Origin of the sequence: Chitinophaga pinensis DSM 2588 (assembly GCF_000024005.1) — a bacterium.
GTDB lineage: Bacteria > Bacteroidota > Bacteroidia > Chitinophagales > Chitinophagaceae > Chitinophaga > Chitinophaga pinensis.
The window spans coordinates 265896-291491 of sequence record NC_013132.1; the positions used below are offsets into that span (position 1 = coordinate 265896).

The 25596-nt window shown below is 44.6% G+C and carries 22 protein-coding genes; 10 read left to right on the forward strand and 12 right to left on the reverse strand.

Going from position 1 to position 25596, the window contains the following annotated elements; all coding sequences use genetic code 11:
• The first annotated feature begins 12 nt into the window (after positions 1-12).
• Positions 13-1062, forward strand: a complete 1050-nt coding sequence (gene gldB, locus CPIN_RS01080; protein WP_012787895.1) for a gliding motility lipoprotein GldB — start codon at positions 13-15, stop codon at positions 1060-1062.
• A gap of 769 nt (positions 1063-1831) precedes the next feature.
• On the opposite strand, the gene CPIN_RS01085 is transcribed toward gldB, so the two are convergent.
• The 7 genes from CPIN_RS01085 to CPIN_RS01115 all read right to left on the reverse strand — a co-directional run bounded on the left by CPIN_RS01085 (position 1832) and on the right by CPIN_RS01115 (position 6368).
• Positions 1832-2710 carry an MBL fold metallo-hydrolase gene (locus tag CPIN_RS01085; RefSeq protein WP_012787896.1) on the reverse strand — a complete coding sequence of 293 codons (879 nt, stop codon included), beginning with the start codon at positions 2708-2710 and terminating at the stop codon, positions 1832-1834.
• Positions 2710-3336 (reverse strand): class I SAM-dependent methyltransferase, encoded by a 627-nt coding sequence (locus tag CPIN_RS01090; RefSeq protein WP_012787897.1) that lies wholly within the window; start codon positions 3334-3336, stop codon positions 2710-2712. Before CPIN_RS01090 ends, CPIN_RS01085 begins: the two co-directional genes overlap by 1 nt.
• Positions 3337-3522: 186 nt before the next feature.
• Positions 3523-3909: a Co2+/Mg2+ efflux facilitator ApaG/CorD gene (apaG, locus tag CPIN_RS01095; protein ID WP_012787898.1), complete on the reverse strand. Its 387-nt coding sequence runs from the start codon at positions 3907-3909 to the stop codon at positions 3523-3525.
• 147 nt (positions 3910-4056) lie between these two features.
• The gene (locus tag CPIN_RS01100) at positions 4057-4383 is read right to left on the reverse strand and encodes a hypothetical protein (protein ID WP_012787899.1); all 327 of its coding nucleotides are present in this window, start codon (positions 4381-4383) and stop codon (positions 4057-4059) included.
• A gap of 84 nt (positions 4384-4467) precedes the next feature.
• Positions 4468-5391 (reverse strand): DUF5777 family beta-barrel protein, encoded by a 924-nt coding sequence (locus CPIN_RS01105; RefSeq protein WP_012787900.1) that lies wholly within the window; start codon positions 5389-5391, stop codon positions 4468-4470.
• A gap of 25 nt (positions 5392-5416) precedes the next feature.
• Positions 5417-5962, reverse strand: coding sequence for a YceI family protein (locus CPIN_RS01110; protein WP_012787901.1), 546 nt, complete (start codon positions 5960-5962; stop codon positions 5417-5419).
• A 28-nt stretch (positions 5963-5990) separates the two neighbouring features.
• Positions 5991-6368 carry a hypothetical protein gene (locus tag CPIN_RS01115; RefSeq protein ID WP_012787902.1) on the reverse strand — a complete coding sequence of 126 codons (378 nt, stop codon included), beginning with the start codon at positions 6366-6368 and terminating at the stop codon, positions 5991-5993.
• A gap of 228 nt (positions 6369-6596) precedes the next feature.
• On the opposite strand from CPIN_RS01115, the gene CPIN_RS01120 reads away from it, so the two are divergent.
• On the forward strand, positions 6597-7877 hold the full coding sequence (locus tag CPIN_RS01120) for a UDP-N-acetylmuramoyl-tripeptide--D-alanyl-D-alanine ligase (protein WP_044220620.1): 1281 nt from the start codon (positions 6597-6599) through the stop codon (positions 7875-7877).
• A gap of 709 nt (positions 7878-8586) precedes the next feature.
• Here the strand turns inward: CPIN_RS01120 and mce are convergent.
• Positions 8587-8985 (reverse strand): methylmalonyl-CoA epimerase, encoded by a 399-nt coding sequence (mce, locus tag CPIN_RS01125; protein WP_012787904.1) that lies wholly within the window; start codon positions 8983-8985, stop codon positions 8587-8589.
• 143 nt (positions 8986-9128) lie between these two features.
• On the opposite strand from mce, the gene CPIN_RS01130 reads away from it, so the two are divergent.
• The 8 genes from CPIN_RS01130 (at position 9129) to CPIN_RS01165 (ending at position 21462) form a co-directional block, all read left to right on the forward strand.
• Positions 9129-10346 (forward strand): IscS subfamily cysteine desulfurase, encoded by a 1218-nt coding sequence (locus tag CPIN_RS01130; protein WP_012787905.1) that lies wholly within the window; start codon positions 9129-9131, stop codon positions 10344-10346.
• 50 nt (positions 10347-10396) lie between these two features.
• The gene (locus CPIN_RS01135; protein ID WP_044220622.1) at positions 10397-10840 is read left to right on the forward strand and encodes an iron-sulfur cluster assembly scaffold protein; all 444 of its coding nucleotides are present in this window, start codon (positions 10397-10399) and stop codon (positions 10838-10840) included.
• Between the two features lie 123 nt (positions 10841-10963).
• Positions 10964-11698 carry a gliding motility-associated ABC transporter permease subunit GldF gene (gldF, locus tag CPIN_RS01140; RefSeq protein ID WP_012787907.1) on the forward strand — a complete coding sequence of 245 codons (735 nt, stop codon included), beginning with the start codon at positions 10964-10966 and terminating at the stop codon, positions 11696-11698.
• A gap of 101 nt (positions 11699-11799) precedes the next feature.
• Positions 11800-13500 (forward strand): gliding motility-associated ABC transporter substrate-binding protein GldG, encoded by a 1701-nt coding sequence (gene gldG, locus CPIN_RS01145; protein WP_012787908.1) that lies wholly within the window; start codon positions 11800-11802, stop codon positions 13498-13500.
• A 381-nt stretch (positions 13501-13881) separates the two neighbouring features.
• Positions 13882-16386, forward strand: a complete 2505-nt coding sequence (locus CPIN_RS01150) for a bifunctional UDP-N-acetylmuramoyl-tripeptide:D-alanyl-D-alanine ligase/alanine racemase (protein WP_012787909.1) — start codon at positions 13882-13884, stop codon at positions 16384-16386.
• A gap of 53 nt (positions 16387-16439) precedes the next feature.
• Positions 16440-17090 carry a lipoprotein signal peptidase gene (locus tag CPIN_RS01155; RefSeq protein ID WP_044220625.1) on the forward strand — a complete coding sequence of 217 codons (651 nt, stop codon included), beginning with the start codon at positions 16440-16442 and terminating at the stop codon, positions 17088-17090.
• A gap of 282 nt (positions 17091-17372) precedes the next feature.
• A complete protein-coding gene (locus CPIN_RS01160; protein ID WP_012787912.1) occupies positions 17373-20249 on the forward strand; it encodes a TonB-dependent receptor in 2877 nt (958 codons plus the stop codon).
• 205 nt (positions 20250-20454) lie between these two features.
• Positions 20455-21462 carry a sulfite exporter TauE/SafE family protein gene (locus CPIN_RS01165; protein ID WP_012787913.1) on the forward strand — a complete coding sequence of 336 codons (1008 nt, stop codon included), beginning with the start codon at positions 20455-20457 and terminating at the stop codon, positions 21460-21462.
• An 83-nt stretch (positions 21463-21545) separates the two neighbouring features.
• On the opposite strand, the gene fumC is transcribed toward CPIN_RS01165, so the two are convergent.
• The 4 genes from fumC to CPIN_RS01185 all read right to left on the reverse strand — a co-directional run bounded on the left by fumC (position 21546) and on the right by CPIN_RS01185 (position 25591).
• Positions 21546-22946 carry a class II fumarate hydratase gene (fumC, locus tag CPIN_RS01170; protein WP_012787914.1) on the reverse strand — a complete coding sequence of 467 codons (1401 nt, stop codon included), beginning with the start codon at positions 22944-22946 and terminating at the stop codon, positions 21546-21548.
• Between the two features lie 179 nt (positions 22947-23125).
• On the reverse strand, positions 23126-23902 hold the full coding sequence (locus CPIN_RS01175) for an enoyl-CoA hydratase/isomerase family protein (RefSeq protein ID WP_012787915.1): 777 nt from the start codon (positions 23900-23902) through the stop codon (positions 23126-23128).
• A 392-nt stretch (positions 23903-24294) separates the two neighbouring features.
• The gene (locus tag CPIN_RS01180; protein ID WP_012787916.1) at positions 24295-25089 is read right to left on the reverse strand and encodes an outer membrane beta-barrel protein; all 795 of its coding nucleotides are present in this window, start codon (positions 25087-25089) and stop codon (positions 24295-24297) included.
• A gap of 82 nt (positions 25090-25171) precedes the next feature.
• Positions 25172-25591 (reverse strand): cobalamin B12-binding domain-containing protein, encoded by a 420-nt coding sequence (locus CPIN_RS01185; protein ID WP_012787917.1) that lies wholly within the window; start codon positions 25589-25591, stop codon positions 25172-25174.
• Positions 25592-25596: the final 5 nt, after the last annotated feature.

The window sequence follows — 25596 nt, forward strand, 5'->3', positions numbered from 1 at the left end:
TAGATACCAAGTATGCGAAATTACATTAATAAATTACCCGGTAACAGTCAGTGGATATTATCCGCTCTCATCCTTATATCCTGTTTAGCTGCCTGTAAGCACAAAAACGTGCCAGATGTAAGTCATATTGCCGTGAATGTTCAAATTGACCGTTTTGACCAGGCATTGATCAAACTGGATACCAATAACATCCAGGCGGGGCTGCAAGAACTGGATAAGGCATATCCCGTATTTCTGCCTGCTTATATCGAGCATATTATGAATTTCGGCCCTTACAACGACAGCAGTAAAATGATACAGCTGCAAAGCAGGATGTTGATCGGGAATGCCGATTATCGCGTTTTACAGGATTCCATTAATGTGCATTTCCCTAAACTGGATGCACTGGAACATGAGCTGGCGCAAAACTTCCGCTATATAAAGTACTATATTCCTTCTTTCCCTATTCCCAGCAGGGTAGTGGCATTTAGTTCTGTGATCAGTAACTATGGCGCCGTTACCATTGATTCTGTGGTGGGTATCGGACTGGATATGTACCTGGGAAAGGATTTCCCAATATATGGCATACTGCCGGATTATCCTGTCTATATGATCCGCAAATTCTCTCCTGAATACATTACGACCAATGCTATACAGGCACTGGCACAACAGGTTTATCCTGGTGCTGCCCCTGGGGACCAGCTTGTCATACAACTGGTAAAGGCCGGCAAGCTACAGTATTTCCTGGAACAGGTGATGCCTGAAACAGCAGATAGTATCCGGCTGGGTTACACTAAAACCCAGATGGAATGGTGTAAAGATAATGAACAGCTGATCTGGCAGTTTTTCGTGCAACAGAACCTGTTGTATAAGGCCGACTGGCAAAGCAACATGCATTACATGAATGATGGCCCTTCTACACAGGGAATGCCTGAAGAGGCTCCTGGCAGAATCGGGACTTTTGTAGGCTGGAGAATCGTAAAAGAATACATGGATAATCATCCGGAGGTAACCTTGCAAAAACTGATGGAAGAGAAAGATGCGATGAAAATATTTTCGCAGTCAAAGTACAGACCTAAATAACATTTAAGCATATACTCCTAAATGCTTCTCTTTTCAGAGAAGCATTTTTTATTTCTATCAATCGTATTTTACAACATTACATCTGCATCATGTATATCATCTTCAGTTACAAAAAACTTGTTTATTATTCCGCACTGGCTTAAGGACTCGAACCTTAATGAACGGGGTTGGAAGCCGTCATCTTACCATTAGATGAAATCAGTATTTATGTACATTCCGTTCCGCATATACAGACACGGAACACAGCACTGGCTTAAGGACTCGAACCTTAATGAATAGTTTTGGAGACTATCATCTTACCATTAGATGAAACCAGTAGTAATAACTATTGCACCTCGCATCACTGCGAAACACACTGCACTGATCTAAGGATTCGAACCTTAATGAACGGGGTTGGAAGCCGTCATCTTACCGTTAGATGAAATCAGTATTTATGCGCATTCCGTTCCGCATATACAGACGCGGAAACACAGCACTGGCTTAAGGACTCGAACCTTAATGAATAGTTTTGGAGACTATCATCTTACCGTTAGATGAAACCAGTAGTAATAAAAAAAGCCCGATTGGAATACCAATCGGGCCTTAATGTCTTTGTATATCTGACATCACACAGTAATCCGACTGGTATCTTGTTGACACCATGACCACGATTTACTATATGACATGTTTGTTTGCATAAAACAAAGATAGAATGATTTTTTTGAATAAAAATGTACTGCATAAAAAATTGCAGGAAATTATTTTTACGCTTACACGCAGCTGACCGTGTTTATCCGTTGACGGTTTTACCATTCAATACATCCACTACGGCCTCTCCCGGCAGTATTCTATAGACAGGTATATTCAGTGCATATCTGTCGCAGAGTTGTCGTATTGCATCATCAATCTGTGCCGCATTATACCTAGATGAGAAATGTCCCAGTATCAATGTTTCAATATTACTAGCACTCACCATTTCGATCACTTCATCCAGCCGGCTGTGTTTATTTTTATGCGCATGCACTTTGATTTCTTCTTCACGTTCAAGAAATGTTGCTTCATGAATCAGGATCTTTGTATCGTCCCATTTATGCAGATCATCAACAGGTGTATCGCCGGAATAACTCAGGATGTTTGTACGCACTTCCATTGTAGTGGCTTCCTTTCCTTTTTCAATACCGATTTTACGAATTTCTTCTCCTGATAAACCTGCTAGTTCCGGACGCAGTTTTCGTTTCGTCTGATAAATCTTATACCCCAGACTGCGCGTTATTGCAGGAGGCACTGGTACATGTTCATTACGTACGGGTATAACGAGTATATCATCCTTCACACGAATTTCATCACCTGCTGTAACCGGCTGCCATACGGTGCCGGTGGTATGCGGATCAAATCTTGCAAAGAATTCATGCATAGCGGGAAAAGACCGTGAATCCCTTGGATAACATATCACAGGATAACCTTCCCTTGCATTTAACTGATTAAACTGTAATAGTCCGGTAAGATGATCTCTGTCTGCATGTGAGATAAATGCATGTGTGATCTTACGGCTTTTCTGCAAAAGCGCAGATATCATGCCGTCTCCGGCATCGAGTAAAATACCTAGTTCTTCTATAAAATACCAGCTTGAAAACAGTGCTGTTGAATAGGCTGTAATCGTTAGTTTCATTAAACTTTCTTCAAAATAATGGTAAGTATCCTGGGAATACCGTTTCTATCGTTATCATCAAAATATTCATTGAGGTCTTCTACTATCAGCCCAAACTTTCTTGCGGACTGGATAAAGTCAGAAATATGATGATTAAAACACTCCAGTACTTCCGTTCCGGCGGCAGTATCAAAACGTGCTTTAGATCCCGCGTACTGTTTAAAGGGATGCAGTTCGCCGATATAGACATAACCGCCGGGATGCAGGGATTTGGATACCTGCTGAAAGATATGATCCAGGTTATCAATATGCTCCAGCACGAGGCTAAAGCTGACCAGGTCATACAAGCCATCCTGGAACTGCCATTCCTTCGTAATATCGGCCTGTTTAAACAATACCCTGCTGGAAGATATCTTCTCTTTCGCTTTGTCCATCATACCTTCCGACTGATCGATGGCGGTGATGTATTCTGCTCTTTCCTGGAACCAGAGTGTGTTTTTTCCGGTACCACAACCTATTTCAAGGCAGGTTTTAAAATGTATACCAGCGAGTGAAGTACGGAGTGCATCTGCTTCCAGATCGCGTGTTTTATTATCGTTGGAGTCGTAATGGGATGCCCAGAGATTATAAGCTTGTTTGGTGTCCATGCTATTTTCTTTGCTGATTAGGGGAATGATGATAGTTATCTTTCGCTAATGCTACCAAATAAAGGCAGGATTAACGTAGGATGAGTACTATATAAGTATTACCAGACCGGGTTTTAGGGAAGAAGGTGTCCACTGACCGCTGGTAGTCTTACAAGTTATTAGTAAAACCCTGAAATTAAACGTAAATCAATTTAGCTTAAAAGGCACAATCATCTGAAATTCGGGGATCTTGACTTCAAACTGCTTTTTATTCAGTTGATTTTCCATCTGGTAGGAGCCGTACATTTTACCGATCTCGGTACGCAGATTAGACCCTGAAACATATTGATAGCTTTCAGACGGGGCCAGCAGTGGTTGTACACCTACTACGCCCTCTCCTTCTACTTCGCGGTGGGTACCGTTGGAATCAATGATATACCAATGGCGACGAAGTAACTTTATTGGGAAAGTGTTATTGTTTTCAATGGTAATACGGTAGGCGAACATAAACTCACTACCAATCGGATTAGAATAGTCCGGTTGATAAAATGTCTCCACACTGATGGTAATGCCGTCTGTTACTTTCTTTACCATATTACACCTCCGTTTCGTTTAACGTAAAAATAAGCAAAATAAATCCAGTAGTACTAAAAATTATATGTCCAGAAAGACTTTAACTTTTCATTTAGAAGTACCTGAAAAGGGCATTGAATTGGAATATTTCAGCTGAAAACAAGCAACTTACACAATAACAACTCTTTCCATGATTGCGGAGTTGTGTTCAGCAGCCCTCGCTTCTACTTCAAAACGGTTGGCGTAGTAACCAACCCTGGCACATTCCCATAAGTACTTCCAGAGAAAAGGAATCAGTCCTAATTCCCGGTATTGCATTACATGGCATATTTCGTGCCTGACCCACCATTTGTGACTGAGAAAGTCTTCCCGGGTGGCTCCATGCAGGTGAATTGTCTTCCCTATTACCATAGCGATCTGATTTCCACCCATATAACGGGCTGCCAGCCGGGCCAGCAATGATCGCTCTTTTATGTAACAGGTCACAGGTTTCATTACTTAAAAGTACAAATTAGGAATGACGAATTGTACAGAACGACCATTCAATTTGTTCATACACAATACGTCATTCCCAGGATGTTATAATGAGAATCTACGGGAGATATTGAAGCCCCATCTGAACTGTCCCTGCAGCCAGGAGGAGCGTGTTTCCGTAATAAACTGGTTTTCCAGAATAGCGGTAGAGTTGCCAAAAGTGATATGGAAGACGTGTCCACCGGTTTCCAGTTCGAGTCCTGCAGCCAGTGGATTATATAATTCTCTTCCCTGTGCCTTGAAGTAATCTTTACTTTCCTGGCTACGGAACGGATAATAGTATTCCAGCAACAGACCAAGGCGTTTGGTGAATTTCAGTCTGCCGCCTCCGCCTAAAGCGAAGACATCATTCTGGTCTTTATAACCTACCCTGTTACGGTGTACCCATGTTGGCAACAGGGTCAGCGACAAACTAGGCGTGAATTTACGGGCGATAATCAGTTGACCGGTATAAGACAGGCGGTCGCTGAATTTTCCAAAATAGCTGGCATCGGAGATGGTTTTACTGGAGGTCATACCACTTACCACTGCGTTACCAAAGAGACTTACCGTCAGCGGTATATGATCGTCCGTCGTTTGTTGCAGTAGCTTGTATTTAGCCAATCCTTCGTATAACTGGGTCAGGTTACCGGAACCTTTCGTCCGGCCAATACCGACCATTAAACGGTCAGTAATACCGTATTCAAAGGCAATACGGATATCAGCAGAGTTGTCCATTCCGAAAAAGGTCTTGGGGCCACCAAACTCACCTCCCAGGTCACCGAAATGGTGTGCAACCCTGAAATCAAGCTCACGCTTTTTTAGTGTTTCAGGAGAGTGTCCCTGTATGATGCGGGTAGATTTATAGGTGGCGATCACCGGCTCATGTGTCTTCACTTCTTCCTTGTCTACAAGTGCTTCCAGGCTTTCCTGGGCGAAGGAGTGCAATCCCAGGCAACAGCCCAGCAATAACAGATAAATATGTTTCATAGGATCTGACAGATTATTGTTTTTATCAGGAAGCAGCGCTGTAAGCCGCTTTTACGGTTACTTCCACTACTTCTGCAATGTTTTTGATAACCAGTGTTGGTATTTTAATGTGATGATCCGCCAGTTTTACATTGAATTTGGCGTTGGCGGAAGGTTTGCCGTCTTTTACGATGATAGTGGCTTTCTCCTTGTAAGGTTTATCCACGCCATGCAATGACAGTACACCGTCAACTGCTACTTCATAGGTCCCATCTTTATGCAGATCCGGAGGGGATACCAGTTTGCCCTTAAATATCGCGTAAGGGTATTTGTCGCTCTCCATGTAATTTTCATTAAAATGCTCTTCCATGAGCTGTTTTTTAAACTTGAAGGTATTTACGGCAACTTTGAAATAGAGTTCACCGGTCTTTACATTCATGGCAGACGTCCCTTTATCGGTGGTAGCGTCTATGTCTTCAACAGGCGTAGCCGAGAAGAAGGAAAGTCCGGTATTACGGCACATAAATACATCCTGTGCGAATCCGGCATGTGCGAGGAAAAGTCCTGCAAGCAAAGCAATCAGTTGTTTCATTGTAAACTGTTTTGTTGAGAATGGGTTATCAATCTGGCATTCCATGGTTCAGCCAGCAGTTAATTGAGTCACGCGTACCTTCACTGAGCTTGCCACGGGGAGGCATATCTGCGTTCGGGCTGGTTACTCTTTCCCTGAACAGGGCCTCATTGGCATTCAGGTAGGTTTTCAGCTTTTCCAGCGTGGAAAAGTCTGATACGACAAAGTTGCCGGTTCCTTTATGACATGCACCATTCGTACATTTTGTCGAAACGGTAGTCATAATATAGGCGGATGTAATGACTGCGGTATCGCAGGCAGTTGGCGTAATGCCTGGTTCCGGAGCGGGCGCCTGTTCGGCCGTACAGCTGTACACGAAAAGGATCGCCAGAATGGGCAACAGCGCGGTTCTCATAGGTTTTTTCATTTCACTTTCGATTTAAGGGCGGTTTATCCGGCCGGGTCTTTGAATGGTTATTTGTTTTAACGCTTAAAACAAAAATATATTTTATAATTGACAGTCCATAACCGGGATATGTTTCGGCGAGGGTGTTCAAAGGCCCGGAACGCCCCCTGATTCCTGAATGTTAATTCTTCGTGCTTAATTCAAGCAGGGTCTATGGACTATCAGCTGAATTTTAATATTTTTGTTTTTATGAACATTGATCAGCTTTACGATATATACCGGCAATATCCATCTGTCCAGACAGATACCAGACAGCTCAAGGCGGGCGATATTTTCTTCGCGCTGAAGGGCCCGAATTTTAACGGGAATACTTATGCGGCAGCTGCGCTTGAAAAAGGGGCTGTATTTGCTGTAGTGGATGAGGAGGCGTATTATACGCAGCCGGATAAAATGATGCTGACCAATGATGCATTGGAAACCTTGCAGCAACTGGCGCTTCGTCACAGGCAAAGTCTCAATATTCCGTTCCTGGCCATCACCGGCACTAACGGTAAAACGACTACGAAAGAGCTTGTCAGCACGGTGCTGGCGAGCGCATTCAAAACCACTGCTACCGCAGGTAATCTGAACAATCATATCGGCGTACCATTGACAATTTTACGCATTCCTGCTGATGCGGAAATGGCAGTCATTGAAATGGGGGCTAATCATGAGCATGAAATAGAAGCCTATTGTAAGGTGGCACTGCCTACACATGGCATTATCACCAATATCGGGAAAGCGCACCTGGAGGGCTTTGGAAGTCCTGAAGGCGTACGCAGGGCGAAAGGAGAACTGTATGATTTTCTGCGTAATAATAAGGGCACTGTTTTCGTATGCAATGAGTATCCTTACTTAGTAGATATGAGTAAAGGTATTCAGACTGTTATTACTTATGGAGAAGCTGCTGCTGACTATACAGGACAGCCGCTGGCAGACAGCGCCTTGTTAAGTGTAAAAGTAACAGGCCATGAGGGTATCGGACAAATCGATAGTCAGCTGGTAGGCGCATATAATTTTCCGAATATAATGGCGGCTGTTGCTGTCGGACTGCACTTCGGTGTACCAGCTGAAAAGATACAACACGCGATCTCTTCTTATGTGCCTTCAAATAACCGTTCTCAGGTGATGAAACAGGGCAGCAATACCATTATCATGGATGCATACAATGCAAATCCATCCAGTATGAAAGCTGCCATAGACAATTTTGCGGGTATTACTGCGGAGAAGAAAGTGCTGTTATTAGGCGGTATGATGGAATTAGGTGATGACAGCGTAGCAGAACATCAGGCACTGGTAGATCTTTTGCAACGTACACACTGGCACGCGGTGGTACTGGTAGGCGGAGATTTTATCAAAACCAATCACCCTTATATCTACCAGGAAAATGCGGCAGCTGCAGCTATATGGCTACAGCAACAACAATTCACTGACACCTACTTACTGATTAAAGGATCAAGAAGTATGGGTATGGAAAAGGTAATTGCATAATACTTGTTTCAATATTTATCGGATACAAGAAGGGGCTTCTTTTTAAAGGAGCCCCTTCTTATTTACGGGCAGTGAGATCCTTTAAAAAAGTAGCTATACATTACAATAAGTGTAATATTAACACGAAGATGTACCGCGGCAGAACAGGTGCTGATAAAATATATACTTAAATAAAACGGAGGGTGTATACTTTCGTGGAGGATGTTGCGTTTTATAGACTTATCCTTGTCATATAACCTGGTCAGCTTTATATAAAAAAGAGACCTGCAAGCTGGAAAGCCCGCAGGTGTTCATAACCTATGCCAACTTTAGAGTATTGTAAATACGCTTAGATAATTACGTCTTTTCAAACGCTATATCTGATATATAAATGTGATTATATTATAAGTGATGATTTAGTTTTTACAAGGCATATGAGACCATTGGCTAAAAATTATTTTTCTTACGAGGCATAATTTCTAATGAGGTTTACGGGCTATTCTTCAGGGTAAAGCTTGGTTTAATAAGATAATGTAAGGTATATCATATTGCTGCTAATACACTTGTGAACACTTCCGCGCTCTAAATACCAACAATTTTGCGTCCTGTTTGTTTTAAAAGTTCTAAGTTATTTTGATTGATGTTTTTCTTCTAACGTGTCTGTTTACATGTGTCTGAAATATATTTACGAACGCTTTAATCTTCCGGATTTCATTATTTGAAAAAAATCTCAGATTTCCTGGCAAAGCTCCACCAGTACGCCATTTATACCTTTTGGGTGCAGAAAACAAACCAGTTTATTATCTGCTCCTTTTTTCGGTTGAGTTTGCAATAGCGTGAATCCTTCTTTACTTAATCTTTCCATTTCAGCATAGATATCAGTCACTTCGAATGCGATGTGATGTATCCCCTCACCCTTTTTGTCCACAAATTTGGCAATTGCGCTGTCGGGGCCGGTCGCCTCCAGGAGTTCGATTTTTGTTTGTCCGGTCTGGAAAAAAGCGGTTTCTACGAACTCGCTTTCCACTAGTTCTTTTTTATAGCAACCACTGTTCAGAAGCTTCTCAAATAAGGGTATTGAGATGTCTAATGATTTGACTGCTATTCCTATATGTTCAACTTTCTGCATATAGCAATTTAACAATTTATAGTAGAAATAACCGTTCTCTATGCAGTTATCATTTCTTACAATGATCGTGGTAGGTAAGCAAAGTAATTAAGCATTAAATTTGTAGTAAAGGAATCAACACGTACAACTAAAGACCGACAGATATGCTAAAACTGCCCGTTTACCTGGATTATAATGCTACTACCCCCTGCGATCCGCGCGTAGTAGAGGCCATGCTTCCCTATTTTTCGGAGACATTTGGTAATGCATCCAGCCGTAACCATTCTTTTGGCTGGGCAGCAGAGGCAGCAGTCGATCTGGCCCGTGAGCAGGTAGCTGCGCTAATAGGTGCAGATCCTAAGGAGATTATCTTCACCTCCGGGGCTACGGAAGCCGATAACCTTGCGATGAAAGGCGTGTTTGAAATGTATGCCGACAAGGGCAACCATATCATTACGACTGAAATTGAACACAAAGCAGTGCTGGACACCTGCAAACACCTGGAAAAACTAGGGGCAGAGATAACTTATCTCAAGGTGAACAGTGAGGGCTTTCCGGATCTGAAAGAACTGGAAGCAGCCATCACGCCAAGAACCATCCTGGTGTCCATCATGTATGCCAATAACGAAATAGGGGTTATTAATCCTATAAAAGAGATCAGCGCCATTGCCAAGAGGCATGGAGTGCTGATGATGAGCGACATATCCCAGGCGGCAGGAAAAGTGCCTGTGGATGTCAACCGCGATGGTATCGACCTGGCGGCCTTCAGCGCTCATAAGCTCTACGGTACCAAAGGAGCAGGCGCCCTTTATGTACGTCGTAAATCTCCGCGTGTAAAAGTAACTGCGCAGATGGATGGCGGCGGACATGAACGCGGGATGCGCTCCGGTACGCTCAACGTACCAGGTATTGTAGCTTTCGGAAAAGCCTGTGAATTATGCCAACAGGAAATGGAAGCAGAAGGACAAAGACTGGCAGCCCTGCGTGACAAACTGGAAAACGCATTGCTGCAACTGGAAGAAACCGTTGTCAACGGATCAAGAACCAACCGTTTACCGCATGCCACCAACATTTCCTTCCGTTATGTGGAAGGAGAAGCCCTGATGATGGGTTTTAACAAGAATCTTGCGCTATCATCCGGTTCTGCCTGTACCTCCGCCTCTCCGGAACCCAGTTACGTATTGAAGGGACTTGGCCTCAGCGATGATATGGCCCATTCTTCCATTCGTTTTGCACTGGGACGCTTCACAACTGAAGAAGAGATCGATTATGCTATTCAAACCGTTACAGATACGGTCAATAAACTTAGAGAAATAAGTCCGCTGTGGGAAATGTTTAAAGAAGGTGCGGACATGAGCTCAATAGAGTGGTCCCGTCTTTGATACAGTGAACATATTGGGGACGATTGGTGAAATCTTTTATACTTATGCTTATGGCTTACGCTGAAAGAGTTCTAGATTATTACAACAACCCCAGAAATGCGGGAACACTGGATAAGTCCAGTCCGCAGGTGGGGACAGGGTTAATACACGTGCCGGAGTACATTGAAGTAGTAAGGATACAGATCGAAGTGAGCCCGAAAAGGCATGTTATTATGGATGCGCGATTCAAAACCTTTGGATGCGGCGCTGCCATCGCAGCTACCTCTATTACTACAGAGTGGTTGAAGGGGAAAACCATCGAAGAAGCCGCCAGGCTCGATCATATGGATATTGTGGAAGCGCTGAGCCTTCCGCCAGCCAAGATACACGCCACCATTCTTATCGAAGATGCAGTAAAAGCAGCCATCAACGATTACCGTTTCAAAAACGGACTGGAGCCTATGAGAGAAGAGGTTCCTGAGGAAGGCTACGAACTGGAAGAAGAGCATAACTAAAATAATTAACTGATCAATTGTGCGTTAATAATCGGGATTTGGGCAAAATACCTGCTTAAATCCTAATTCTTAATTCGTAATTGATCATTTTTAATTATATATATTTGTGCTTTCTGTCTCACTATGCTAGCAATTTTTAAAAAAGAAATACATCAGTTTTTCAGCAGCATAACCGGATATGTCGCCATCATCCTATTTCTGCTGGCCAACGGCCTGCTGTTATTCGTTTTTCCCGATACCAGTCTGCTTGATTATGGATACGCTAATCTCGACCCGCTTTTTGAGCTGGCGCCCATGATCTACCTGTTACTCATTCCCGCTATTACCATGCGTAGTTTCGCGGATGAATTCAAATCCGGCACCATGGAGCTGTTAAGCACGAAACCATTGAGCTGGTGGCAGATCGTCGGAGGAAAATTTACAGCTGGTCTTGTAGTCGTACTGATCTCACTGATCCCTACTGTTGTTTATTATATCGCAGTCAGACAACTGAGTGCCGATCCCGCTAATCTTGACAACGGTGGCATGGCAGGTTCCTATATCGGCCTGTTTTTATTGGGCGCTGTATTCACCGCTGTAGGTGTATGGTCATCTTCCCTGACCAGCAATTCAGTAGTTGCCTTCCTCATTGCTATTTTTACCTGTTTCATATTCTACAATGGTTTTGACGCGCTGAGCAAAGTACCGGCCTTTTCCGGCAGCGCTGATTACTACCTGCGTATGGCTGGTATCAAATTTCACTACACGTCTATCAGCCGTGGGGTGATCGATAGCCGGGATATTATTTATTTCCTGAGCATTATCGGCCTGATGCTGTATCTGACAAGATTATCACTGCAACGCAGGATATGGGACTGAGTCAATTAGGAATTAAGAATTAGGAATTAAGAATTACGCCTTGTCACTTTCATCATTCCTAATTGATAATTCCTAATTCCTAATTAACAAAAACATTTGTTGTGGCTACTAATAGAAGGAATCAATATATACAACGGGCGATACTTGTGGTGGGCGTTCTTGTAGGCATCAATATACTGGCTGCTTATTTTCATACCCGTCTGGATCTGACCGCTGAAAAAAGATATACACTTACTCCTGCTACCAAAACCCTGCTCCGCGGGCTGGACAGCACTGTTACCATAGAAGTTTTTCTGAAAGGGGATTATCCCGCCAGTTTCCGTCAGCTGGCCCAAACCAGCCAGGAATTGCTGGAAGAGTTCAGAGAATATGGCGGTAACCGCATACAATTCTCTTTCCAGAACCCGGGCCAGGGACTGCCGGATTCCTCCCGTATGGCATTTCAGCAATCACTGGTAGAAAAAGGCATTATGCCTTTTAATATGCAGGTGCAGGAAGACGCCAACCAGGGATATTCTGAAAAACTGATCTTCCCCGGCGCATTGATACATTACGGTACCAGAACAGTCGGCATTAATCTCCTGAAAAGCCAGGGCGGATTAAATCCAGACGCGGCGATGAATAATTCAGAATCCCTGCTGGAATACCAGTTCGCCAACGCAATTTATCAACTGCAACAGAAACGGACGCCACTGGTAGGATATATGCTGGGTAATGGTGAGCAACTGGGAGCAGAGGTATACGATGCACTCACCACCATGCAGAGCAACTATATGCTGGATACACTGACACTACAGTACATTTCCTATATCCCTAAAGAGTTTGACGCGGTTGTATTTGCAAAACCAGCCTCACGCTTCTCAGACGAGGATAAGCTGAAAATAGACCAGTATGTGATGAATGGAGGTAAGGTGTTGTGGTTTATCGACGAACTGAATGCTTCCATTGACAGTCTTGCGCACCAGGAAAGCTTCGTCGCATTTGATAAAGGATTGAACCTGGAAGATATCCTGTTCCGTTATGGTGTACGTATCAATCAGGACCTTGTACAGGACATGCAGTCTGACTTTGTACCACAGGTTGTGGATCGTACAGGACAGATGCAGCCATTAGCATTTCCGTTCTTCCCGCTGCTGACACCTACCGGTGCACATCCGATTGTAAAAAATATGGACCTTGTGCTGAGCCACTTTGCCAGCTCTATCGATACTATAAAAGGCGGTAATATCAAGAAAACAGTACTGTTGACCACCTCAGCTAACAGCCGTAGTGTAAGCTCCCCTACAGAGGTTACCTGGAACAGTCTGCGTACGAAACCGAATCCACGTGAATTCAATAAGAAATTCCTGCCGGTAGCGGTATTACTGGAAGGAGAATTCACCTCTCTGTTCCGCAACCGTCTTGATGCCGGCACTCAACAGGCCATTCAAAAGGCGACAGGCAGACCGTTTAAGAACAACAGCGACACAATCAATAAAATGATCGTTGTGAGCGATGCCGATGTCATCACCAATGCTTTCTCACAGAAAAGTGGTCCGCTGCAAATGGGGGTTAACCTCTACGATCAGTCAATGGTCTATGCTAACCGCGAATTCTTCCTTAATACCCTGGGCTACCTGACCCATAACACAGGCATCATGGACGCGCGTAACAAAGAATTAACCCTGCGCCTGCTGAATCCGGAAAAAGTAAAACTGGAAAAAAGCAAGTGGCAGGCAATTTGTTTCATCGTTCCTGTCGGACTGATCTTATTGTTCGCTTCGGTGTTTATGTTTTTCAGAAAAAGGAAATTCGAGGTATAGTATTAGCCGTTACCAGCGTGGCTGTCAGCCGATGAGCCGTGTCAATATATGGTTCTATCCGTCTGTAAATAATTGATTTATAGACAATAGACTATCATTTTCCGGCGTTGGAAGGACATGACAGTTTTTCGTAACAATCACAGCCACAGACTATCCGCGATAGTCATCAAATATTCATGGAATGGGCATATCTATGGACGGAAGTCTATTGACTATGGACTATTCCCCATATATTTGCCCAACGATAATTTAAAAGCGGCTACCTGAACCCCTGAAAAACCAGCGCCAACTTTTAAATAAAATTAATACCCGGTAAACCCGGAATCATTAAGGGAAGCAGTGAAACGCAAGCACGCTTTTCACATCAAAATATAACCACACGTGTATAACGCAGAAAGTATCAGCAAAGTGCTGAAAGGTGAACTATTGCAGCAGACGGGTAATCCGGAGATTGAACACATTTTGCTGGACAGCCGGAAACTCAGCTTTCCTGAAACATCTCTTTTTATACCACTGGTAAGCAGCCGTCGTAATGCACACCAGTATATACAGGAGCTGTACGAAAAAGGTGTTTCCAATTTCATTGTAAGTGAACCTGTGCCAGAGGGGAAATATCCGAAAGCCAACATCATATTAGTAAAAGACACAATGCAGGCACTGCACGCGCTGGTAGCTTATCACCGGCAGCAGTTCCATATACCTGTGATCGGTATTACCGGCAGTAACGGTAAAACCATCGTCAAAGAATGGCTGTATCAGCTATTGGAGAAAGATTATAATATCGTCCGCAGTCCTAAAAGCTATAATTCTCAGATCGGCGTTCCACTCTCTGTATGGCAGATGAAACCGGAGCACCAGCTGGCTATTTTTGAAGCAGGCATTTCCCAACCAGGGGAAATGGAGCATCTTGAAAAGATTATCCGCCCGAACATCGGCATTTTTACCAATATCGGAGAAGCGCATAATGAGGGCTTCCTGAACATCCGTCAGAAGATCAATGAAAAGCTGGTTTTGTTTTCCAAAAGCGACCTGCTGATCTATTCCAAGGACTATCTCGCACTGAACGAATGTGTATTGAATTTTCACAACCTGGTAGGCAAGAAAGATAACCATGAAGGTGGTTTACAGCTGTTTACCTGGTCCCGTAAAACGGAAGCAGATCTTCGCATTATCAGCGTTGATAAAAGTGAGCATCATTCCCGTATTGACGCATTATATCAGACCATTCCCATCCACATCAATATTCCCTTTGTAGATGAAGGTTCAGTGGAGAATGCCATACATTGCTGGGCGCTGATGCTGCACCTGGGTATGGAACATTCTGTAATACAACAACGGATGGACCAGCTGGGCAATATAGCCATGCGCCTGGAACTGAAACAGGGGATCAACAACTGCTCTGTCATCAATGACAGTTATAATTCCGATCTTGGCTCACTGGCCATTGCACTGGAATTCCTGCAACAACAACAGCAGCATCCTACTCGTACGGTCATCCTCAGTGACATCCTGCAGAGTGGCAAAAGCGATGCGTCTTTGTACGAGGAAGTGGCTAGTCTGCTCCAGCAGAAAGGCATCAATAAAGTGATCGGTATCGGGAAAAATATTTTCAGAGAGAAAAAAAGCTTTCAACAGATCACTGGTCTGAAAAGCAGTTTTTTCCTGACGACAGAAGAATTTATTCAGCAATTCAATCAGCAGGATTTTCAGCATGAAACCATCCTCCTGAAAGGCGCGCGTATATTTGAATTTGAGCGGATTGGTAAGCTGTTGGAACAGAAGGTACACCAGACAATCCTGGAGATCAATCTGAGTGCTGTAACGCACAACGTAAAGCAATATCAGTCGTTGCTGAAGCCGGGTACCAAACTGATGGCCATGGTGAAAGCATTCTCTTATGGCAGCGGAAGTTTTGAAATTGCAAACCTATTGCAGTTCCATGGTGTAGATTACCTCGCCGTTGCTTATGCTGATGAAGGTGTGGATCTGAGGCGAACAGGCATTACGATGCCGATTATGGTCATGAATCCTGAACCCAGTTCTTTTGACGCTATCCTCCAATGGAATCTGGAACCCGAAATATACTCCCTCCACCTGTTAAAACAGTTTGAAGAAGAAGTACAGCTGGCCGGTAAAACCGGTTTCCCTGTACACATTAAACTGGATACAGGTATGCACAGGCTGGGTTTTGAGAAGAAAGACATCCCCGAGCTGGCCCGTTTACTGAGTGATAATATCTATCTGAAAGTAAATTCTGTGTTCAGTCACCTGGCCGCCAGTGAAGATCCGGCAATGGACGCCTTCACCAAACAGCAGGGACAGTTATTCTTCGAAATGAGCCACGAACTGCAAAAGGCATTGGGCTATACAGTGATCAGGCATATTGCAAACAGCGCAGCTATCGAGCGTCATCCTGACCTCCAGCTGGATATGGTCAGACTGGGTATCGGCATGTATGGCATAGACAGCGCCAACAAGATACAGGACCAGTTACGTCCGGCCAGTACGCTGAAAACAACGGTTGCACAGGTAAAACACCTGTCCACCGGCGATACAGTAGGTTACGGGGCCAAATGGGTGGCGAAAGGGCCATCTGTGACGGCAACAGTACGCATCGGGTATGCTGACGGCTATCCCCGCCGCCTGAGCAACGGAAAGGGAAAGATGCTCGTACGCGGGCAACTGGCCCCTGTGGCAGGTGTTGTGGCGATGGATATGCTGATGCTGGATGTAACCAATATTCCGGAAGTGGCAGAAGGAGACGAAGTGATCGTATTTGGCAATGAGCTGCCGGTACAGCAGGTATCTGCCTGGGCAGACACCATTCCTTATGAAATATTAACAGGAATTTCGCAGCGGGTAAAGCGGGTATATTTCGAGGAGTGACCGGAAATTCCGATTTTGCACATTATTATTATTTTTGATAAAATTTGAAACCTTTGAAATATCGTCACGTAATCTGGATTGTTGCATTGGTGCTGGTTTTTGACCAGGCATTAAAATTCTGGATAAAAACCCACATGAACTTTAGCCAGGAATTCATCATATTTCCTAACTGGTTCCGCATTCACTTTACCGAGAACCCAGGTATGGCCTATGGCCTGGAACTGGGAGGCGAATGGGGTAAGGTATTACTGACGCTTTTCCGTCTGGCAGCCGTAGTCATTGGCTTCAAGTATATGAAGACATTGGTAAAACAGCAGCACCATACCGGTTTGCTGGTTTGTGGCGCCCTGATCCTGGCTGGAGCGGCAGGAAATCTGATAGACAGTATGTTCTACGGACTGATATTTTCAGAAACGAACTTCTACGATGTAGCTACCTTCCTGCCAAAAGGCGGGGGATATGCTTCCTTCCTTCATGGTAAAGTAGTGGATATGCTTTATTTTCCTGTTTACCGTGGCTACCTGCCTAACTGGATCCCATTTAAAGGTGGGGAGTATTTCGTGTTCTTCAACCCGATCTTCAATATCGCGGATGCGGCTATCTCTGTTGGTGTGATCACCATCCTGATATTCCAGAAACGTTTCTTCCACAAGCACATTGCAAAACAAGAAGCTGATAAAGAAGCTGTTGCAGCGACAAAATAAGCTTATCACCATATTTTAGAAAGCGGTCTGCCGATGGTGGACCGCTTTTTTTTTAACGTTTTCTTTGAAAACTTGAAATGCCGCATTACATTTGTCCACAATTCCGATAGACTAATAGATCTAATAAAGCTAAAAGTAGTATTCACCACCAATAAATTAAACGATGGACACTTCTTTACGATGTTGTTGAGCGCTACGCACCGCTTTGCCCCAATGAATCCATAGGGGTAAAACCCCACATATTTATTCACAAGACCAATTCATATATTATAAACTATAGTTATGTCCGCAAAAAGACGCACTATTCGTATTGCATACCTATGGCTGTTCGTGTTATTAATGCCTGTACTGGCCCAGGCACAGCTGAACGGCTCTTATATCCTTGGTGGCAAGATTGCCGGTGACAAAGGGGAACCTTTGCCAGGCGCTACTGTTCAGATCAAGGGTACTTCCTTCGGCGCTACAACCGACAGTACCGGACGGTTTGAAATAACTGCCAATACCAGATTTCCTCTTAAACTGCAGATCCGCCTCCTGGGCTATCAGCCGCAGGAATTTGATGTAAAAAACAGCAATAGCCGTTTACAGATACAGCTGGTGACCCAGTCTCTCCTGGTAAATGAAGTCGTGGTATCAGCTTCCCGTCAACAGGAAAAATTACTGAAATCGCCTGTCGCCATCGAAAAACTAGACGTAAGAGCCCTGAAGGAAACTCCGGCAGCCTCTTTCTATGACGCGATCGGTAACCTGAAAGGGGTTCAGATGACCACTGCAGGTCTGACCTTTAAAGTCTTTAATACACGTGGTTTTAATGTACCTAATAACTTCCGTTTCATGCAGCTGATCGATGGGGTGGACAACCAGGCTGCTACGCTGGGTGTACCATTGGGTAATGCTATCGGGCCCACAGAACTGGATATACAGAGCATTGAGGTAACACCTGGTGCATCTTCTGCCCTCTATGGTATGAATGCGCTGAACGGTATGTCCAACCTGATTACCAAAAATCCTTTCCAGTATCAGGGTATCAGCGTGTACCAGAAAGTAGCAGTCAACCATTTTGACGGCAAAGGCAGTTCTCCGAAGCCGATCACTGAAAGCTCTTTCCGTTATGCACAGGCCCTGAGTAAGAAATTCGCATTCAAAGTGAACTTCTCTTACATGGAAGGTACTGACTGGTATGCAGACAGTCACAATGACTTCAACCCTGGCACTAAAGCCAATCCGGACTTCCCGCAACTGGTAGGTGCTGACAATACAGCCAATGATGCCTGGAATAAATATGCAGACCAGAGCACATTCCCGATCACTGATAAAAATGGTAAATCCTATAACGTATCGCGTACAGGTTACTGGGAAAAAGACCTGGTGGGTGATTATAAGGTAAAGAACATCAAATTTGATGGTGCGCTGCATTACAAGATCACGCCAAAGATTGAGGCGTCCTATACCTACCGTATTGGTAAAATGGATGGTTTCTTTCAGCGTGGTAACCGTATCGGTCTGAAAAATGTAGTCGTACAGAATCATAAAGTGGAATTAGTAGGAGAAGACTTCACTTTCCGTTCTTATATGTCCCTGGAAAACACCGGTGATTCATACAATATGAACCCACTGGCAGATAACCTGGAAAAATCTTTCAAGACAGATAAACAATGGCAGGCTGACTACAAAAATGCGCTGAATGCAGCACTCGACGCGACTGGCAGTAATGTAGCTGAAGCTCACAGAGCAGCGCGTGCTGCTGCTGATAAAGGTCGCTGGACACCTGGTACTGCAGCTTTTGATGCACAGTTAGCGAAGATCAAGGGCATCAATGACTGGGATATTTACCCGGTATCAAAAGACAGTACCAACAAAAGCGGTGGCGCTGCTTTATTGCAGATGAGCCATTTCTATCATGCAGAAGGTACCTGGAACCTGCGTAAATATGTGCATTTCATGGATGTATTGGTAGGCGCAGACTATCGTACTTATGAGATCATTCCTGATGGTAATAACTTTGTTGATCTCACCAAACCACTGGATAAACGTAATACACCTGGTGGCAAAAACATCTGGTATGGTAAAGTGGGTGGTTTCGTACAGGGCAGCAAGTTATTCCTACATGATCAGCTGAAAGTAACGGCTTCTCTTCGTTACGATAAAAGCCAGGAATTCTCCGGTAAATTTAATCCCCGTATAGCTGCGGTGTATACTACGCAAAACCAGCGTCATAACTTCCGCGCTTCCTGGCAGAACGGTTTCCGCTTCCCTTCTCTATTTGAGGCTTATTCCTTCGTGAACAACGGTGGGGTGAGACGTGTCGGCGGACTGGCATTCATTGAGGAAGGACTGGGATATTTCAAGAATTCCTATCTGACTTCCAGTGCTACTGCCTTTACGACTGCCGTAAATAAGGCAACCAATGCCGATCCTACCCTGAGCCGTGCGGATGCAGAAGTACAGAATGCCAAAGTGCTGAAAGTAGCGAATCTTGATCCTATCAAACCGGAGCAGATCCAGTCATTCGAAGTAGGTTATAAAAGCGTACTGTTTGATAACAAGGTATTTGTAGATATCGACGGTTATTTCAATACTTACAATCACTTCATCGGACAGGTGGAAGTAGCAGTTCCTCAAACAGGCAATGTCAGTAATCCGACGCAGGAAGTACTCAATCAGATGTATGATAAACAGTTCCAGAACCGTTACAGGGTATGGACGAACAGTAAATCCACTGTACAGAACTATGGTTTCGCTGTGGGTGTAACTTATAACTTCCTGAAGAGCTTTACCATCAGCGGTAACGCCAACTACAATACCCTGGCGCAGGATAAGACCAAAGACGATGCATTGATCCCTGGTTTCAATACGCCGAAATGGTTTACAAATGTCAGCTTCGGTAACAGACAGGTAGCACGTAACCTGGGTTTCAACGTAGTATGGCACTGGCAGGATAAGTTCTACTGGCAGAACCTGTTTGGTAACGGCGATGTGCCGGCTTACAGCACGGTGGATGCACAGGTGACCTACGGCTTACCTAAACTGCATACATCTGTAAAAGTGGGTGGATCCAATATCTTCAATACTTCTTACTTCCAGTATGTAGGTGGCCCGACCATCAAAGGCCTCTATTATGTAGCCATCACCTACGATCTGCCTTTCAAGAAGAAATAATTATTACAGAAAAATAAATGTCACCCGCCGGCAGCGTTGTTTGTCCGGCGGGTGATTTTTTTGCTCCTATGGATAGTTTCTTCGTCTTCACAGTCCATCTTTTTTAATATTCTTCATCACATTTTAATCTCCCGCATTTGGATATCCGATGATTTAAACATACCTTAGTCTATCATATCTATAGACTATATAACTGAAGTAATACATGTCGCACAACGAGGAGATAGACCAACTTGAAAAAAAGTATGCTACCGTGGAACGTCAGGAATTGTTAATAGACCTTGTCAATGAGGAAAACCGTCACCGCCCGTTCTTATGGCTGTTGATAGGTCTTATTGCGGTGGCTGTATTAGCAGGAATAGGCGTTTTGACCTACTATGGCACTTCAGCGGCCACGCATACGCGCGTTTACGAGTTTACGCAGTCTCTTTTTACCAGGGAACTGTTGTTCTATATCCTGGTAGGTCTGGCGGCGCAGACCGTGGATGGAGCGTTGGGTATGGCTTATGGCGCGACCTCGTCTTCTTTACTGCTAGGGCTGGGCATTCCTCCTTCTGTTGCCAGCGCAAGTGTACACGTAGCAGAGGTATTTACTACAGGCGCTTCCGGAATATCGCATTTCCGTTTCGGGAATGTGAATAAGAAGTTGTTTCTGTATCTGCTGGTACCAGGTATTATCGGGTCTATTGCCGGGTCTTTCCTGATCTCCAATATGAATGCGATTTCTTCCGCAGTACCTTTCCTTTCCTATTTCACGGAAGAGAATGTAAAACCTTTTATCAGCGCTTATCTGCTGATATTAGGTGCGATTGTACTGAGAAAAGCGTTTTTACCTAAAAAAGCAAAAAGCAAGACCAAACGTCTGGGATCACTGGCGTTTTTTGGCGGCTTTATGGATTCTTTCGGTGGTGGCGGATGGGGTCCGATTGTAACGTCTACCTTGCTGAGCAAGGGACGTTCGGCGCACTACACGATCGGTTCGGTAAATGCAGCTGAATTTTTCATATCACTTTCCAGTGCAGGTACATTTCTTATCTTTGGGGCAATTGCCGGCTGGCCGGTTATCATTGGTCTGATTATCGGTGGTGTGATAGCCTCTCCGTTTGCGGCGGTGCTGGTGAGAAAGATCAAGCGTAAACCGTTGATGATCATGGTAGGAACACTGATCATCCTGTTGAGTCTCCGCACGATTATCATTACACTCTTACACTAACATAAACCGGATTACCGGTTAAAACAAAGGGGTATCTATTTCGTATAGATACCCCTTTGTTATTGTATATCGTTTGCGATATTTTATTTGATATCACCCACCATGTTGATCGGGTTTACCCACTCGTCGAATTCTTCTGGTTTTACATAACCCAGTTTCACCGCCATTTCTTTCAGGGTAGTACCTTCTTTGTGGGCCGTTTGCGCGATCTCAGCTGCTTTGTAGTAACCGATTCTTGTATTCAGGGCAGTTACCAGCATCAGTGAGTTGTCTACGTGTTTTTTGATATTTGCTTCGATAGGAGCGAGGCCTACTGCGCATTTATCATTGAAGCTTACACAACCGTCACCGATCAGGCGTGCAGAGTGCAGGAAGTTATAGATCATTACAGGTTTGAACACGTTCAGTTCGAAGTGACCTGTAGCGCCACCGATGTTGATCGTCACATCGTTACCCAGTACCTGTGCAGCGATCATTGTCAGCGCTTCACACTGTGTCGGGTTTACTTTACCCGGCATGATAGAAGAACCTGGTTCGTTGTCAGGGATGTGGAGTTCACCGATACCGGAGCGTGGGCCGGAGCTCAGCATACGGATATCGTTGGCGATCTTCATCAGGCTTACTGCAACTGTTTTCAGAGCGCCATGTGCTTCTACGATTGCATCGTGTGCGGCCAGTGCCTCAAATTTGTTTTCGGCAGTGATGAATGGCAGGCCAGTCAGGTTAGCAATGTGTTTAGCCACATTCTCAGAATAACCTTTTGGCGTGTTGATACCGGTACCTACTGCAGTTCCGCCCAGGGCCAGTTCGCTCAGGTGTTCCAGTGTATTTTTGATGGCTTTCAGACCGTGGTTCAGCTGTGAAACGTAACCGCTAATTTCCTGTCCGAGTGTAAGCGGCGTCGCATCCATAAAGTGGGTACGGCCGATTTTCACGATATGCTTGAAAGCTTCTGCTTTTTCTGCCAGTGTATCTCTGAGCTTTTCGATACCTGGAATAGTGGTCTCGATCAGCATTTTATATGCAGCAATGTGCATAGCAGTAGGGAAAGTATCGTTGGACGACTGTGATTTGTTCACGTCGTCATTTGGATGCACTGCTTTCTCTTTATCAGTCAGCAGACCACCGTTGATAACGTGTGCACGATAAGCAACCACCTCATTCACGTTCATGTTCGACTGTGTACCGGAACCAGTCTGCCATACTACCAGCGGGAACTGATCATCCAGTTTACCAGCCAGGATCTCGTCACAAGCCTGTGCAATCAAAGTTGTTTTCTCCTGAGACAGTACACCCGCATCCAGGTTGGTCAGCGCGGCCGCTTTCTTCAGGTAAGCAAATGCCTGGATAATTTCCTTTGGCATTTTGTTGATATCCTGAGCAATCCTGAAATTGTCGATAGAACGTTGAGTTTGAGCACCATAGTAAGCATCTACAGGTACTTTCACTTCGCCCATCGTGTCTTTCTCTATTCTATATTCCATATGCTTGATTTTTTGCGGTACAAACGTACATAAGAATTACGAATTAGGAATTACGAATTAGGAATTGGTTAGCCTTCCATTAGAAAACAGCGTCCGTCTGGATGAAGCCGGTCTTATAAATAGCACACTATTGGCGTTATTATGAAGACATTATAAGGTAATTCTTAATTCCTAATTTTTTATTCCCCCGTAAACACTGCCGGCCTTTTCTGTATAAAGGCAGAGGCGCCTTCCTGCATATCTTTGGTCGCGAAGCAGGCGCCGAATTCGTTCAGTTCTATTTCAAAACCATCTACCGCATAATTCTGGGAGGCATTGGCGCATTTGATCACGCGGGCGATGGCCAGCGGCGCTTTTGTATGTATTTTCTGCAATAGTTCCGTTGCTTTCGGCAGCAGGTCGGCCGGCGCTACTACATAGTTTACCAGTCCCCATTGCAGTGCTTCTTCTGCACTGATCCTATCGCCTGTCATCATGAGTTCCAGGGCCTTCCCTTTCCCAATGAGCGCCGTCAGGCGTTGCGTACCGCCATAACCAGGGATCAGTCCCAGGTTTACTTCCGGCTGACCGAACTTCGCATTGGTAGCTGCAATCCTGAAGTGACAGGCCATCGCCAGTTCACAACCTCCCCCCAGTGCAAAACCATTCACAGCGGCAATCACAGGTTTGGGGCAATCTTCTATATGCTTGAAAACCACATGTCCTTTCTTAGCCAGCTCTGCTCCCTGCTGATCAGATAATGCCAGGAATTCGGAAATATCAGCCCCTGCCACAAACGCTTTATCTCCCTCCCCGGTGATCACGGCACTGCGGATATCTTTATTGGAATATACTTCATCGATAGCCAGCGCCAGTTCTGACATAACCTGCTGATTCAGTGCGTTCAGCTTATCGGGGCGGTTAATGTAGATAAAGAGGGTATTATCCTTGAGTTCTGTTTTGATGGTATGATACATGAGATCCGGGTTTTGTTAGATGGCTAATTTAAGGTTTTAAACATTGTTACGACGCACTGACAATCAGGGACTGCTTTAACCTGGCAGCATTTTCCAAGTAAAACTTGTAATATTATTTTAACAGCAGGGAATTAATAAGGAAAGTGGGAATAATGGCGTCAAAACACACCCTTCAGGAATGAGAACAGACTTATTAAAACGGCTTCAAGAGAAAGTAAAAGGATTATTACGGCATGTGAAAATAATACAGGAGCACAGGATTACGATAAAAAAGGAATGACGGGCATTTGACTGCACATTCTCAGTCACCCGTCATTTCTAATATACGATATTCAAAGATGAAAAATCGATAATATTATCATTCAACTTATCTTGTCGAAGACTTTCAGTTATCAGAAGTTCTTCTCGTATTTCCGATGATAACGCACTGCTTTTTCCTTCACATGCTTGTGAATATTATGCCCGTGAAAGTCATAACTGAGCGTCACGAAAAACAGCTTGGCGTCCAGGTTCTGGTAAGGATAAGTAGCCCCACTACTGTTGCCGGTTTCCTTATATTCCTTGTTAAAGAAATTATCAGGATAGTACTGTACTTTCAGTCCGAAGCCCGGATGCACCCTGATACCGGCAAAGAAAGACGGCATCAGCAGGGGCGTACGGTCGCTGAACCATTCATTGAACTTCTCTTTTTTGTCGCCGTTGATGAACTTCTTCTCTTTGTAATTGAATGCCAGATCATAAGCACCACCGGCAAAGAAGAAAAAGCCTCTTTTCAGATCGCCGATCTTTATCCCCAGCGGGACACCAAGTGTATATACACGTCGTTTCAGCTTTACGGAGTCTTTATCATCTTTGGTGATCAAGCCGATGTTCTTCAGATTGAGTCCTGTGAAAATACCCACATTCCGTCCGAAGTCGTAGTTGTAATTATGCCCGATATTGAAAAAGAAAGTAAAGCGGGGCACACTGCGCACATGGTTGCCGGATTCCCGGATATCGCGTCCGAATGATAACAGGGGGCCGTCTCCACCCCAGGTGGTATAACTACGCCTGGATACGCGATGCGTATGGGAGACAGTTGCCTCGTCGATCACTTTCCGGACGGTATCGGTATTTTCCTGGGAAAACGCGGGCAACTGCAGCATGGAAAGCAGCAGCAATGGAATAAAGTAAAGCTTACGTGTCATAGCAATCAGTCTGTTTAAATCGGGTTAAGTATAGCACAAAGACGACCGGACACGGCAAAGGTTTCAAAAAAACAGACTTTTTTTAGAAATCTCTGTGAGTGGCCACCCAATCGGTGATATAGGCTGCGATATCTTCGGTACGTGTACCGGGTGGAAACAGTTTTCCGACACCTAATTCATTGAGCCGGGACATATCCGTTTCCGGTATGATGCCACCACCGGTGAGCAATACATCATCCATCCCTTTCTCTTTCATAAGGGTCATAATACGTGGAAAAACCGTCATGTGTGCGCCGGAGAGGATGCTTACGCCAATGGCGTCTACATCTTCCTGAAGGGCTGCGCTGACCACCATTTCAGGCGTCTGACGCAAACCGGTATAAATCACTTCCATACCGGCGTCTCTCAGGGCTGCCGCGATCACTTTCGCTCCGCGGTCATGGCCGTCAAGACCAACCTTGGCCACCAGCACGCGCACAGGACGTTGCAGGGGGTTGACCATAATTG